The sequence below is a fragment of the Rubrivivax sp. JA1026 genome (genome assembly GCF_011065555.1).
Lineage (GTDB): Bacteria > Pseudomonadota > Gammaproteobacteria > Burkholderiales > Burkholderiaceae_C > Rubrivivax > Rubrivivax benzoatilyticus.
Map to the genome: position 1 here is coordinate 40642 of NZ_JAALCQ010000004.1, position 12967 is coordinate 53608.

The window sequence follows — 12967 nt, forward strand, 5'->3', positions numbered from 1 at the left end:
GGCCTCAGCCGCGCAGCTTGGCCAGCAACCCGGCGGTGCTGGCGTCCAGCCCGCGCGTGTCGCCCGAGGCCAGGCGCGGCAGCAGGTCGTTGGCCAGCGCCTTGCCGAGCTCGACGCCCCACTGGTCGAAGCTGTTGAGGCCCCACAGCGCGCCGCTGGTCCAGACGCGGTGCTCGTACATCGCCACCAGCGCGCCCAGCGCACGCGGCGTCAGCGCGTCCAGCACGAAGGTCGTGCTCGGCCGGTTGCCGGGGAAGGTGCGGTGGCGCGCGAGCACGTCGCGGTCCAGCGTCGCCGAGGCGGTGGGCACCGTTTCGCCGCGCGCCGCCTCGGCGGTCTTACCCAGCATCAGCGCCTGGCTCTGCGCCAGGCAGTTGGACAGCAGCTTGGCGTGCAGGTCGGCGTGCGCATGCGTCGGGTGGCGCACGGCGATGAACTCCACCGGGATCACGTCGGTGCCCTGGTGCAGCATCTGGAAGTAGGCGTGCTGGCCGTTGGTGCCGGGCTCGCCCCAGACGACCGGGCTGGTGGCGTAGGGCAGCGGCTCGCCGGCCAGGTCGACACGTTTGCCGTTGGACTCCATCTCCAGCTGCTGCAGATAGGCCGGCAGCCGGCGCAGGCCCTGGTGGTAGGGCGCGACGCTGCGGCTGGTGAAACCGTGGAAGTTGCGGTACCAGACGTCGAGCAGGCCCAGCAGCATCGGCAGGTTGCGCTCGACCGGCGCCTCGGCGAAGTGGCGGTCCATCGCGTGCGCGCCGTCGAGCAGCGCGCGGAAGTTGGCGGCACCGATGGCGATCGCGATCGGCAGGCCGATCGCGCTCCACAGCGAGTAGCGCCCGCCGACCCAGTCCCAGAAACCGAAGGTCGTCGTGATGCCGAAGGCCGCCGCCGCGGTGACGTTGGTCGTCGTCGCGGCGAAGTGGCGCGCGATCTGCTCGACCGTGCCGCCGTTGGCCAGGAACCAGGCGCGCGCGACCTGCGCGTTGGCCATCGTCTCCTGCGTCGTGAAGGTCTTGGAGGCGACGATGAACAGCGTGCGCTGCGGGTCCAGCCTGGCCAGCACCGGCGTGATGTCGTGGCCGTCGACGTTGCTGACGAAGTGCAGCCGCCGGCCCGGCTCGCCGTAGGACTCGAGCGCGGCGACGACCATCTGCGGCCCCAGGTCGCTGCCGCCGATGCCGATGTTGACGATGTCGGTGATCTGCGCGTCCAGCCGCACCTGCTCGGCGTAGGCCAGCATCGCCGCCAGCACCGCGTGCACCGGCTCGCCGTGCGGCGCGGCGCCCAGCGGCGCGCGCAGCGCGGTGTGCAGCACCTCGCGGCCTTCGGTGAGGTTGGCGACCGCACCGGCCAGCATCGCGTCGCGGCGCGCCGGCAGCTCGCATTCCTGCGCCAGGTCGGCGAGGAAGTGCAGCGTCGCCGTGTCGAGCAGGTTCTTCGACAGGTCGGCGAAGACCTCCGGCGCCTGCAGCGACAGCGCCTCGAAGCGCGAGGCGTCGCGCGCGAAGGCTTCGCGCAGGTCCAGCGTGCGGCCGTGGGCCTCGTAATGGCCGGCCAGCGCGCTCCAGGCTTCGGTGCGGTCGCAGCGTGTCATCGTCTTGCTTCCTCGATCAGCGCGTCCAGCGCGCGGGCGTCGGCGGCGAAGGCGCGGATGCCTTCGGCCAGCTTCTCGGTGGCCATCGCGTCCTCGTTGAGCGTCCAGCGGAACGCGGCTTCGTCCAGATGCACGGCGGGCAGGTCGGCGGCCTTCGCTTCGGCGAGGTCGAGCGCACGCACCACCGGCGCGTCGGCGGCCTGCAACTGGGCCAGCAGCTCGGGGCTGATCGTCAGCAGGTCGCAGCCGGCCAGCGCCAGGATCTGGCCGACGTTGCGGAAGCTCGCGCCCATCACCTCGGTGGCCAGGCCGTGGCGCTTGTAGTGGCGCCAGATCGTCGTCACCGACTGCACGCCGGGGTCGGCGGCGCCGCTGTGGGCCGCGGCGTCCCAGGCGGCGCCGGCACGCGCCTTGTGCCAGTCGAGGATGCGGCCGACGAAGGGCGAGATCAGCGTCACGCCGGCATCGCCGCAGGCCACGGCCTGGCCGAAGCCGAAGAGCAGCGTCAGGTTGCAGTGGATGCCTTCGCGCTCCAGCACCTCGGCGGCACGGATGCCTTCCCAGGTCGACGCGATCTTGACCAGCAGGCGCTCCGGGCCGACGCCGGCGGCGCGGTACAGCGCGGCGATGCGGCGGCCGCGTTCGATCGTCGCCGCGGTGTCGAACGACAGGCGGGCGTCGACCTCGGTGCTGACGCGGCCGGGCACGACCTTCAGGATCTCCAGGCCGAAACGCACCAGCACCTCGTCGACGATCTCGTCGAGCGGGCGGGCGGCATGCGCGGCCACCGTCTCGGCCAGCAGCGGCGCGTACTCGGGCTGGCGCACGGCCTTCAGGATCAGCGAGGGGTTGGTCGTCGCGTCACGCGGTGCGAACTGGGCGAGCTGGTGGAAGTTGCCGGTGTCGGCGACGACGGTCGTGTACTGGCGGAGCTGGTCGAGCTGGTTCATGGCGGGTCGGCGTGAAGTCTGGATTGCACCGGAGGCGGACACGCGGGCGTGTGACACGGGCGTGAAGCAAGCGCGATACCGGGCCTCGCTATGCTAGGCGTCTTCGCGCAACCCGTCGCGCCGCAACGCCCCACGACCGATCCGGACCCCGATGTACGCGAGCTTCTTCGGCCTGCAGCGCGAGCCCTTCTCGATCGCCCCCGACCCGCGGTTCCTCTACATGAGCGAAGCGCACCGCGAGGCGCTGGCGCACCTGCTCTACGGCCTGTCGGGCGGCGGCGGCTTCGTGCTGCTGACCGGCGAGATCGGCGCCGGCAAGACCACCGTCTGCCGCTGCTTCCTGGAGCAGGTGCCGGCGCACTGCGACGTGGCCTACGTCTTCAACCCCAAGCTCGACGCGCTGGAGCTGCTGCAGACCGTCTGCGACGAGTTCCGCCTCGAGGTGCCGGCCGGCGCGGCGACGGTGAAGGCCTACGTCGACGCGCTGAACCGCTTCCTGCTCGCCGCGCACGCCGCCGGCCGCCACGCGGTGCTGGTCATCGACGAGGCCCAGGCGCTGGCCCCCGAGGTGCTGGAACAGCTGCGCCTGCTGACCAACCTGGAGACCGACGAGCGCAAGCTGCTGCAGATCGTGCTGATCGGCCAGCCCGAGCTGCGCACGATGCTGGCGCGGCCCGACCTGGAACAGCTCGCCCAGCGCGTCATCGCGCGCTACCACCTGCCGGCGCTGGACGCTGCCGAGACCGCGGCCTACGTGCGCCACCGGCTGGCGGTCGCCGGGCTGGCCGGCGAACCGCCGTTCGACGACGAGGCGCTGGCGGCGCTGCACCGGCTGTGCGGCGGCGTGCCGCGGCGCATCAACCTGCTCGCCGACCGGGCGCTGCTCGGCGGTTACGCCCAGGGGCAGCGGCGCATCGGCCGCGCCATCGTCGAACGTGCGGCGCACGAGGTCTTCGACACGACACCGCCGGCGCCCACGCCGTCGCGTGCGCCGGTGGTGGCCGCGGTGCTGGGGGCCGCGGCGCTGGCGGTCGGCGCGCTGGTCTGGCAGGCCGGGCGCGGCGACGCGAGCGCGGCGCCGGCGGCCCCGGTGGCGCAGGCGGCCACGCCGACGACGCCGGCCGCGACAGGGGCCATGGCCGCGGCCTTCGCCGCTTCGGCTGCGGTGGCCGACGCACTCGACGCCGAGGCGCTGCTGGCACGCGCCGCCGCGCGCGAGGCCGACGGCTGGCGTTCGCTGGCCACCCGCTGGAACGCCGAACCCGGCGCCGGCGACCCCTGCACCGCGCTGGCCGCCGGCGGCCTCGCCTGCTGGCGCACGAAGACCGGCCTGGCCCAGGTGCGCGATCTCGGCCGCCCGGGCCTGCTGACGCTGCACGCCAGCGACGGCCGCCGCGGTGTCGTGCTGCTGACCGGTCTGTCGGGCGAGCACGCGACGCTGGCCTTCGCCGACGGCGGCCAGGCGACGGTCGATCTGGCGACGCTGGCGACGCTGTGGCGCGGCGAGTTCGCGACGCTGTGGCGCCCGCCGCCGGGCTGGGGCGTGCCGGGCGGGGCCGAGGCCCTGGCCGGCTGGCTGGACGAACGCCTGCCCGGCCGCGGCGTGCTGGCGCCGCGCATCGTCGCCTTCCAGGTCGCGCACGGGTTGCAGCCCGACGGCCGTGCCGGCCCGCTGACGCTGATGCAGATCCTGCGGACCGACGGCGACACCGTGCCGCGGCTCGCGCTGAACCGCTGAGACCATGTCCTACATCCTCGACGCCCTGCGCCGTGCCGACGCCGAACGCGAGCGCGGCGCCGTGCCCGGCTTGCACTCCCAGCCCGCCACGCCGCCCGCGGCGGCCGCACCGCCGGCGCCCCGGCGCGCATCGTGGGTCGCGGGCGCCGCGGCGCTGGCGGTCGTGGGGCTCGGCGTCGGCGTGTGGTGGAGCACGCAGCGCCCGTCGCCGGCTTCGGTCGCCGTGGCGCAGACGCCGCCCGCGCCCGCCGCGCCGCCGATGGCGCGTGTCGACACGCCACCCGCGCCCCCCGCGGGGGCGTCGGCCGAGGTGGCCCCCGTGCCGCGTGTCGGCCCGCCCCGCATCGTGACGCCGCCGGCCACGATGGCCGAGCCGGCGCGCCGGGCGGCCGCGACCGAGCCGGCGACGGCCGCCGCTGCGGCCGGCCCGCGCGCCCCCGCCGACGCCCGGCCGGGAACCCTGGCCGCCGAACGTGCGATCCCGATCGACCAGCTGTCAGCCGAGCAGCGCCGCGGGCTGCCGCAGCTGTCGATCGGCGGCGCGATCTACTCCGAACAGCCGGCGGCGCGCATGCTGCTCGTCGGCGGCCAGTTGCTGCACGAGGGCGACGTCGCCGCGCCCGGGGTGACGCTGGAGCGCATCGGCCCGCGTTCGGCCGTGCTGCGCTGGCGCGAGCTGCGCTACGAAGTGGCTTACTGAGCCGCCGCAGGTCGGCTCCGGATCGCCCCGCGGTTGACCGGCATGAAACCGCGGAGCATGATCCGGACGAAACAAAGTTACATGCACGCCCCGACATGTCCTTCGACCTCGTCTTCTTCGGTGGCACCGGCGACCTGACCTGGCGCAAGCTGCTGCCGGCGCTGTTCCAGGCCTGGCGCCACCACAAGCTGCCCGAGGGCGGCCGCATCCTCGCCGTCGCACGCGACGAACGCAGCGACGACGAGTACCGCGCCTTCGTGCGCGAACGTTTTGCCGCCGTCGACAGCAGCAAGCGCCCGAACGACGCCGAGTTCGACGCCTTCGCGCAGCTGCTGCACTACCGGCGCATGGACCTGTCCAAGCCGGAGGACTACGCCGGCCTGAAGGCCTGGCTGGCCGAACGCGGCGCCGACACGGCGCTGATGTACCTGGCGACCAGCCCCTACCTGTTCCCGGTGATCTGCGAACAGCTCGGCGCCGCCGGCATCGTCGGCCCGCACGTGCGCATCGTGCTCGAGAAGCCGCTGGGCCACGACCTCGCCAGCGCGCAGCAGATCAACCGCGTCGTGCGTTCGGTGTTCGACGAGCGCCAGGCGCTGCGCATCGACCACTACCTCGGCAAGCCCGCGGTGCAGAACCTGATGGCGCTGCGTTTCGGCAACGCCTTGTTCGAGCCGCTGTGGCGGCGCGAGTGGATCGCCAACATCCAGATCACGCTGGCCGAGTCGCTCGGCGTCGGCACGCGCGGCGACTACTACGACCGCACCGGCGCGCTGCGCGACATGATCCAGAACCATGCGCTGCAGCTGCTGACGATGATCGCGATGGAGCCGCCGTCGTCCAGCGCCGCCGACGCGATCCGCGACGAGAAGCTGAAGGTGCTGCGTTCGCTGCGCCCGTTCACGCCCGAGACGGTGGCGCGCGACGTCGTGCGCGGCCAGTACCGCGCCGGCAGCGTCGAGGGCCAGGCGGTGCCGGGCTACCTCGACGAGGTCAAGGTGCCGCCTGGCAGCCGCTGCGAGACCTTCGTCGCGCTGCGCACCGAGATCCAGAACTGGCGCTGGGCCGGCGTGCCTTTCTACCTGCGCACCGGCAAGCGCTTGGCCGGGCAGGACGCGCACATCGTCGTCAACTTCCGCGAGGTGCCGCACCCGATCTTCCCGGGCACGCGGCGCGCCAACCGTCTGGTCATCAAGCTGCAGCCCGAGGACGGTCTGGAGCTGCACCTGCTGGCGGCCACCGGCGGCAGCCGCGACGAGCTGCTGTCGCCGGTGTCGCTGGACCTGGACTTCGACCGGGCCTTCCCGAGCGAGCGTGTCGGCGCCTACGAGCGCCTGCTGCTCGACGCCATCGCCGGGCGGCTGAACCTGTTCGTGCGCAGCGACGAGCAGGAGCAGGCCTGGCGCTGGGTCGAGCCGGTGCTGGACGCCTGGAACAACGACCCGACCGGCCCGCGCCCCTACGCGGCCGGCAGCTGGGGCCCGGCGGCGGCCAGCGCGCTCGTCGCGCGCGACGGCTGTGCCTGGGCCGAGGAACAATGAACACCTTCCCGCCCCCGACCCCGCGGCCCGTCCGCGACCCCGCCGCCGAACTGAGCCCGATGCTCGAACGCATCCGGGCCTCGATCCCGGCGCTGCCGCCGGCCGAGCAGCGTGTCGCGCGCCTGCTGCTGGCCGACGCCCGCGGTTTCGCCAGCCTGCCGGTCGGCGAACTCGCCGAACGTGCGCGCGTCAGCAAGCCCACCGTCGTGCGCTTCTGCCGCAGCGTCGGTTACGACGGCCTGGCCGACTTCAAGATCAAGCTCGCCGGCAGCGTCAACGAAGGCGTGCCCTTCGTGCACCGCGCCGTCGAGGAGGACGACAAGCCCGGCGACCTGGTCATCAAGGTCGTCGACAACGCCGTCGCGGCGCTGCTGCGCTACCGCAACGCCGCGGCCAGCCAGGCGATCGAGGACGCGATCACGGCACTGACCGAAGCCGGCCGCCACAGCCGGCGCATCGAGTTCTACGGCGTCGGCAACTCCGGCATCGTGGCGCTGGACGCGCAGCACAAGTTCTTCCGCCTGGGCGTCAACTCGATGGCCATCAGCGACGGCCACGTGCAGGTGATGAGCGCGACGATGCTCGGCGAAGGCGACTGCGCCGTCGTCATCAGCAATTCGGGGCGCAGCCGCGACATCCTGGACGTCGCCGAGATCGCGCGCCGCAAAGGCGCGACGGTGATCGTCATCACCGCCAGCGGCTCGCCGCTGGCGACGCTGGCGCTGGGCTCGCCGGGCCACGTCCTGCTGGCCGCCGACCACCCCGAGGACGCCGACCGCTACAGCCCGATGGTCTCGCGGCTGCTGCACCTGACGATCGTCGACATCCTCGCCACCGGCGTGGCGCTGCGCCTGGGCTCGGCCGCGCTGCGGCCGACGCTCTCGGAGATCAAGAAGAACCTGCGCAACCGGCGTTATTCCGACGGCCAGCGGCTGGCCGAAGACGCCGGACGCTGAGCCGGTTCAGGCGGCGGCCGCAGCCGGCAGGCCCAGCAGTTCGTCGACACCGTACAGGCGCGCCAGCTCGACGAGCTGGGCCGGGGCGCCGTCGACACGCAGCGTGCGCCCGCGCGCCGCAGCCCGGCGCCGGGCCTCGAGCAGCAGCGCGACCGCCGAGCTGTCGAACTCGGCGAGCGCGCTGGCGTCGACGACTTCGGTGTCGTCACCGAGCTGGCGCAGCAGGTCCGGCGCCTGCGCCAGCATGGCGGTCGCGGGCAGCTTCATCTCAGCCCTTCTTGGCGGGCTGGACCGGCGCCTTGTTGCGTTCGACGAGCTTGGCGATCAGGCCGTCGATGCCGCCGGCGCCGAGCTCCTGCGCGAACTGCGAGCGGTAGCTCTGCACCAGCCAGATGCCGCCGACGTTGACGTCGATGATCTTCCAGGCGCCCTGCACCTGGTCGAGGCGGTAGTCGAGCTTGATCGGCTCGCCCTTGCCGCGCACCTCGGACTGCACGACGACCTGCGTGCCGCCGGGCACCGGCTGGGTCTTCGTGATCTCGACGGTCTGGTCCTTCAGCTGCGTCAGCGCGCCGGCGTAGACCCGCACCAGCAGCGTCTTGAACTCGGCCTGCAGCTTCTGGCGCTGCTCGGGCGTGGCGCTGCGCCACTGCGGGCCGACGGCCGAGCGCGTGACGGTCTCGAAGGCCACCGCCGGCATCACCTTCTGGTCGACGAGCGCGACGATGGCGTTGATGTCGCCGGACTGGATCGCCTTGTCGTTCTTGGCCGTCGTCAGCACGTCGTTGGAGATCGTGCGCACGAAGGCATCGGCCGCGCCGGGCTGGGCGTTGGCGCCGGCGACCAGGAGGCCCAGCATCGCCAGGCCGGTGAGGAGTTGCTTGAACATCGTTTGCCTTTCGGTTGCGTGCACGCCGCGAGGCGTTGCCGCTTCAACGCACGGGCCGCCAGGGCGGTTCACCGTGCCGGCTCGGCCTCGTCGTCGCCGTAGTTGTCGTAGTCCTCGAGCGGCGGAGCGCCGTCCCAGACCTGGTCCAGCCGCCGCGACAGGTAGGCGTCACGCACGAACGAATAACGGTCGAGCGCGACCTGGTCGAGCAACTGGGTCGTGGACAACAGATCGCTGCGGGCGTTCAACAGTTCCATCGCCAGCACGCCGTAACCGCCGGCATCGGTCTGCGGCAGCCGTGACGGGGCGAACATGCGGTCGACCGGCCAGGCCAGGCCGTCGCGCACCGACGAGGGGCCGAGCAGCGGCAGCACGACATACGGCCCGGGGCCCACGCCCCAGACGCCCAGCGTCTGGCCGAAGTCCTCGCTGCGGCGGTCCAGCCGCAGTTCGGTGCCCCAGTCGAGCAGGCCGAACAGGCCCATCGTCGTGTTGACGAGCACGCGCGCACTCATCTCCAGGCCGTCGGCCGGCTTGCCCTGCAGGAACTGGTTGGCCGCCGACCAGACGTCGCGGATGTTGCCCAGCACGTTGGCGACGCCGGTGCGCACGATCTGCGGCACGACGTCGCGGTAAGCCTCGGCGGCCGGGCGCAAGACCACCTCGTCGACCTTGTCGTTGAACGCGTAGACCTTGCGGTTCCAGTTCTCCCACGGGTCCGCCGGCGACGCGACACGCGCCGGCGCGTCGCCGGTGGCGGGTGCCGGAGCCGTCGCGCAGCCCGCGGCGAGCGCGGCGACGCCCAGCGCGGCGGCCAGGCGCTTCACGGCGCGGCTCCCGGTGCGGTGGCGCCGCTGCCGGCCTCGGCCGCCTTGCCGGTCATGAACTGGCCGATGAGGTTCTCCAGCACGACGGCCGACTGGGTCTGCGCGACGATGTCGCCGGACTTCAGGTTCTGGTCGTCACCGCCGGGTTCCAGCCCGATGTACTGGTCACCCAGCAGGCCGGAGGTGAGGATCTTGGCCGCCGAGTCCTTGGGAAACTGGAAGCGCTGGTCGATGTCCATCTCGACGACGCCCTGGAAGGTCTGCGGGTCCAGCGAGATCGACTTGACGCGGCCGACGACGACGCCGGCGCTGCGCACCGGCGCCCTCGCCTTCAGCCCGCCGATGTTGTCGAAGCGTGCCGTCAGCGCATAGGTGGCGCCGCTGCTGCTGAAACTGCCCAGGTTGGCCGCCTTCAGCGCCAGGAACGCGAACGCGCACAGGCCCAGCAGGACAAACAGCCCGACGAGCGTCTCGATACCCTTCTTACCCATTCTTTTCCTCGGCGACGCCGGATCACGGCGTCGAGAACATCAGTGCGGTCAACAGGAAGTCCATGGCCAGCACCGCCAGTGACGCGATGACCACCGTGCGTGTCGTCGCATGGGCCACGCCTTCGGGCGTGGCCTGCGTCTCGTAACCCTGGTACAGCGCCACCGCGGTGCAGATGACGCCGAAGACGAAGCTCTTGACGATGCCGTTGCCGACGTCGCGCCAGACGTCGACGCTGCTCTGCATGATCGACCAGAAGTTGCCGGCGTCGACACCGATCAGCAGCACCGCGACGACCCAGGCTCCCAGGATGCCGATGGCCGAAAACAGGGCGGCCAGCAGGGGCATCGAGATGATGCCGCCCAGGAAACGCGGCGCCAGCACGCGGCTGCGCGGGTCGATCGCCATCAGCTCCATCGCGGCGAGCTGCTCGCCGGCCTTCATCAGGCCGATCTCGGCGGTCAGCGAGGTGCCGGCGCGGCCGGCGAACAGCAGCGCCGCGACCACCGGGCCGAGCTCGCGCACCAGCGACAGGTTGACCACCAGCCCCAGGCTCTCGGCGGCGCCGTAGGTCACCAGCGCGTAGTACATCTGCAGCGCCAGCACGAAGCCCACCGCCATGCCCGAGGCCAGGATGATGACCAGCGAGCGGTTGCCGATGGCGTGGATCTGCGCGACGACCAGCGAGAAGCGGCGCAGCGCCGCCGGCGAGTGGCGCAGCAGATCGACGAAGAAATAGGCGGCGTGGCCCAGCGCCCGCAGCCATTCGAGCGTGAAGCGGCCGATGAACTGCAGCGCTGCCGTCATGCGCCGGCTCCCAGGTCCTGCGCCAGCGGCGGCGCCGGGTAGTGGAACTTGACCGGTCCGTCGGGCTCGCCGCGGATGAACTGGCGCACCTCCGGGTCGTCCGAGCGCGACAGCTCGGCCGGCGTGCCTTCGGCGACGATCGTGCCGCCGGCACGCATCAGGTAGGCGTAGTCGACGATCTGGAAACACTCCTGCACGTCGTGCGAGACGACGAGCGAGGTCGAGCCGGTGGCGTCGTTGAGCTTGCGGATCAGGTTGGCGGTGACGCCCATCGAGATCGGGTCCAGCCCGGCGAAGGGCTCGTCGTACATGATCAGCTCGGGGTCCAGCGAGATCGCCCGCGCCAGCGCGATGCGCCGCGCCATGCCGCCCGAGACCTGCGAGATGCGCAGCGCCGCGGCGCCGCGCAGGCCCACCGCGTTCAGCTTCATCAGCACGATGTCGCGCACGGCCGACTCGGGCAGATCCGGGAAATGCTCGCGCAGCGGGAAGGCGACGTTCTCGAACACCGTCAGGTCGGTGAACAGCGCGCCGAACTGGAACAGCATGCCCAGGCGGCGGCGCAGGCGGAACAGCTGGTCCTTGTCGCGCGTGTCGACCTGTTCGCCGTCGAAGACGATGCGCCCCTGGTTGGGCGGGTAGACGCCGCCGATCAGCCGCAGCAGCGTCGTCTTGCCGCAACCCGAGCCGCCGAGGATGGCCGTGACCTGGCCGCGGCGAAAGGTCATCGAGACGTCGCGGAGGATCGTCCGCTCGGCGTCGTAGCCGAACGTGACGTGGTCGATCTCGATGAGCGTGTCGGACTTCAAGCGCTGCGCGTCGCGGCCTGTCGGCCCCGACCTAAACGAATCGTGGGTCGGTAATTTTCGCACGAGGCCCCGGAGGCTGCGGGTCGACCCGCATTCACCCCCGGTAAAGCCTTGTGAACGGCGACGTGACGGAAACGAAACGGGGTCAGGTCTCGAAAGACCTGACCCCAGCCTTCTTTCGCCTTGTTTAGCGCGGCAGCAGCGACGAGCCGGTCAGGAACTCGTCGACGGCGCGCGCGCACTGGCGGCCTTCGCGGATCGCCCAGACGACGAGCGACTGGCCACGGCGCATGTCGCCGGCGGCGAAGACCTTGGCGACGCTGGTGCGGTAGCCGCCGGCGGCTTCGGTCGTGGCCGCGGCGTTGCCGCGCGCGTCCTTGGCGACGCCGAAGGCTTCGAGCACGCTGGCCACGGGGTTCGTGAAGCCCATCGCCAGCAGCACCAGGTCGGCCTTCCATTCCTTCTCGCTGCCCGGCACCTCGACCATCTTGCCGCCCTGCCACTGCACGTTCACCGTCTTCAGGCCGGTGAGCTTGCCCTTGGCGCCGACGAACTCCTTGGTCGCGATGGCGAACTCGCGCACGCAGCCTTCCTCGTGGCTGGAGCTGGTGCGCAGCTTGGTCGGCCAGTACGGCCAGGTCATCGGCCGGTCTTCCTGCTCGGGCGGCATCGGCATCAGCTCGAACTGCGTGACGCTGGCCGCGCCGTGACGGTTGCTGGTGCCGACGCAGTCGCTGCCGGTGTCGCCGCCGCCGATGACGATGACGTGCTTGCCGTCGGCCCGGATCTGACCCTTGACCTTGTCGCCGGCGACGACCTTGTTCTGCTGCGGCAGGAACTCCATCGCGAAGTGCACGCCGTCGAGGTCGCGCCCGGGCACCGGCAGATCACGCGACTGCTCGGCGCCGCCGGCCAGGATGACGGCGTCGAACTCGGCCTGCAGTTGCTCGGCCGAGACCGTCTCCTTGGCGTCGTTCGTGACCTTGCTGCCCTTGGGCAGCGCACCGACGAGCACGCCGGTGCGGAAGACCACGCCTTCGGCCTTCATCTGCTCGACGCGGCGGTCGATGTGCGACTTCTCGAACTTGAAGTCGGGGATGCCGTAGCGCAGCAGGCCGCCGACACGGTGGTTCTTCTCGAACACCGTCACCTCGTGGCCGGCACGCGCGAGCTGCTGCGCCGCCGCCAGGCCGGCCGGGCCGGAACCGACGACGGCCACCTTCTTGCCGGTCTTGGCCTTGGCCGGCTGCGGCTGGATCCAGCCTTCGGCCCAGGCGCGGTCGACGATCGCGTGCTCCAGGCTCTTGATGCCGACCGCGTCGCCGTTGACGTTCAGCGTGCACGCCGCCTCGCAGGGCGCGGGGCAGATGCGGCCGGTGAACTCGGGGAAGTTGTTCGTCGAGTGCAGCACCTCGATCGCGTTCTTCCAGTCGCCGCGGTAGACGAGGTCGTTCCAGTCCGGAATGACGTTGTTGACCGGGCAGCCGTTGTTGCAGAACGGCGTGCCGCAGTCCATGCAGCGTGCGCCCTGGATCTTCGCCTTCGGCTCGTCGAGGCCGATGACGAACTCCTTCCAGGTCTTCAGACGTTCGGCGACGGGCGCGTAGCCCTCCTCCTGGCGCTCGAACTCGAGGAAGCCGGTGACCTTGCCCATGATGGTTCTCGTC

Annotated in this window: 13 protein-coding genes; 4 read left to right on the forward strand and 9 right to left on the reverse strand. The window is 71.8% G+C overall.

Translation table 11 applies throughout. The features are described 5' to 3' along the window. Positions 1 to 4: 4 nt before the first annotated feature. Complete coding sequence (gene pgi / locus G5B56_RS08495) at positions 5 to 1594, reverse strand: glucose-6-phosphate isomerase (RefSeq protein ID WP_164962918.1); 1590 nt, start codon at positions 1592 to 1594, stop codon at positions 5 to 7. After that, on the reverse strand, positions 1591 to 2544 hold the full coding sequence (gene tal, locus G5B56_RS08500; RefSeq protein ID WP_164962919.1) for a transaldolase: 954 nt from the start codon (positions 2542 to 2544) through the stop codon (positions 1591 to 1593). Before tal ends, pgi begins: the two co-directional genes overlap by 4 nt. Positions 2545 to 2695: 151 nt before the next feature. Between tal and G5B56_RS08505 the strand changes: the two genes are divergently transcribed. The 4 genes from G5B56_RS08505 (at position 2696) to G5B56_RS08520 (ending at position 7479) form a co-directional block, all read left to right on the forward strand. Then, the gene (locus G5B56_RS08505; RefSeq protein ID WP_164962920.1) at positions 2696 to 4282 is read left to right on the forward strand and encodes an ExeA family protein; all 1587 of its coding nucleotides are present in this window, start codon (positions 2696 to 2698) and stop codon (positions 4280 to 4282) included. Positions 4283 to 4286: 4 nt separating this feature from the next. Then, entirely contained in the window at positions 4287 to 4982 is a 696-nt protein-coding gene (locus G5B56_RS08510; RefSeq protein ID WP_164962921.1) for a general secretion pathway protein GspB, read from the forward strand. Between the two features lie 95 nt (positions 4983 to 5077). Then, complete coding sequence (gene zwf, locus G5B56_RS08515; RefSeq protein ID WP_164962922.1) at positions 5078 to 6523, forward strand: glucose-6-phosphate dehydrogenase; 1446 nt, start codon at positions 5078 to 5080, stop codon at positions 6521 to 6523. Between the two features lie 59 nt (positions 6524 to 6582). After that, on the forward strand, positions 6583 to 7479 hold the full coding sequence (locus tag G5B56_RS08520) for a MurR/RpiR family transcriptional regulator (RefSeq protein WP_037290474.1): 897 nt from the start codon (positions 6583 to 6585) through the stop codon (positions 7477 to 7479). 6 nt (positions 7480 to 7485) lie between these two features. Here the strand turns inward: G5B56_RS08520 and G5B56_RS08525 are convergent, their stop codons facing one another. From G5B56_RS08525 to G5B56_RS08555, 7 genes are all read right to left on the reverse strand, one after another. Further along, positions 7486 to 7746, reverse strand: a complete 261-nt coding sequence (locus G5B56_RS08525) for an STAS domain-containing protein (protein ID WP_009855438.1) — start codon at positions 7744 to 7746, stop codon at positions 7486 to 7488. A gap of 1 nt (position 7747) precedes the next feature. Next, on the reverse strand, positions 7748 to 8368 hold the full coding sequence (locus tag G5B56_RS08530; protein ID WP_164962923.1) for a phospholipid-binding protein MlaC: 621 nt from the start codon (positions 8366 to 8368) through the stop codon (positions 7748 to 7750). Between the two features lie 68 nt (positions 8369 to 8436). Further along, on the reverse strand, positions 8437 to 9195 hold the full coding sequence (locus G5B56_RS08535; RefSeq protein WP_164962924.1) for a VacJ family lipoprotein: 759 nt from the start codon (positions 9193 to 9195) through the stop codon (positions 8437 to 8439). Then, positions 9192 to 9686 (reverse strand): outer membrane lipid asymmetry maintenance protein MlaD, encoded by a 495-nt coding sequence (gene mlaD / locus G5B56_RS08540; protein WP_009855441.1) that lies wholly within the window; start codon positions 9684 to 9686, stop codon positions 9192 to 9194. The genes G5B56_RS08535 and mlaD overlap by 4 nt, the downstream gene beginning before the upstream one ends. 22 nt (positions 9687 to 9708) lie before the next feature. Further along, positions 9709 to 10491 carry a lipid asymmetry maintenance ABC transporter permease subunit MlaE gene (gene mlaE, locus G5B56_RS08545; RefSeq protein ID WP_009855442.1) on the reverse strand — a complete coding sequence of 261 codons (783 nt, stop codon included), beginning with the start codon at positions 10489 to 10491 and terminating at the stop codon, positions 9709 to 9711. Beyond that, the gene (locus G5B56_RS08550; protein WP_164962925.1) at positions 10488 to 11300 is read right to left on the reverse strand and encodes an ABC transporter ATP-binding protein; all 813 of its coding nucleotides are present in this window, start codon (positions 11298 to 11300) and stop codon (positions 10488 to 10490) included. Before G5B56_RS08550 ends, mlaE begins: the two co-directional genes overlap by 4 nt. Positions 11301 to 11487: 187 nt before the next feature. After that, the gene (locus tag G5B56_RS08555; RefSeq protein ID WP_009855444.1) at positions 11488 to 12954 is read right to left on the reverse strand and encodes a glutamate synthase subunit beta; all 1467 of its coding nucleotides are present in this window, start codon (positions 12952 to 12954) and stop codon (positions 11488 to 11490) included. Between the last annotated feature and the right edge of the window lie 13 nt (positions 12955 to 12967).

What these genes read in the sequence shown, in the direction of transcription:
- G5B56_RS08505 (WP_164962920.1), top strand. Translation starts at nt 2,696, where the DNA reads ATGTACGCGAGCTTCTTCGGCCTGCAGCGCGAGCCCTTCTCGATCGCC.
- G5B56_RS08530 (WP_164962923.1), bottom strand. Translation starts at nt 8,368, where the DNA reads ATGTTCAAGCAACTCCTCACCGGCCTGGCGATGCTGGGCCTCCTGGTC.
- zwf (WP_164962922.1), top strand. Translation starts at nt 5,078, where the DNA reads ATGTCCTTCGACCTCGTCTTCTTCGGTGGCACCGGCGACCTGACCTGG.
- pgi (WP_164962918.1), bottom strand. Translation starts at nt 1,594, where the DNA reads ATGACACGCTGCGACCGCACCGAAGCCTGGAGCGCGCTGGCCGGCCAT.
- G5B56_RS08525 (WP_009855438.1), bottom strand. Translation starts at nt 7,746, where the DNA reads ATGAAGCTGCCCGCGACCGCCATGCTGGCGCAGGCGCCGGACCTGCTG.
- mlaD (WP_009855441.1), bottom strand. Translation starts at nt 9,686, where the DNA reads ATGGGTAAGAAGGGTATCGAGACGCTCGTCGGGCTGTTTGTCCTGCTG.
- mlaE (WP_009855442.1), bottom strand. Translation starts at nt 10,491, where the DNA reads ATGACGGCAGCGCTGCAGTTCATCGGCCGCTTCACGCTCGAATGGCTG.
- G5B56_RS08555 (WP_009855444.1), bottom strand. Translation starts at nt 12,954, where the DNA reads ATGGGCAAGGTCACCGGCTTCCTCGAGTTCGAGCGCCAGGAGGAGGGC.
- tal (WP_164962919.1), bottom strand. Translation starts at nt 2,544, where the DNA reads ATGAACCAGCTCGACCAGCTCCGCCAGTACACGACCGTCGTCGCCGAC.
- G5B56_RS08510 (WP_164962921.1), top strand. Translation starts at nt 4,287, where the DNA reads ATGTCCTACATCCTCGACGCCCTGCGCCGTGCCGACGCCGAACGCGAG.
- G5B56_RS08520 (WP_037290474.1), top strand. Translation starts at nt 6,583, where the DNA reads ATGCTCGAACGCATCCGGGCCTCGATCCCGGCGCTGCCGCCGGCCGAG.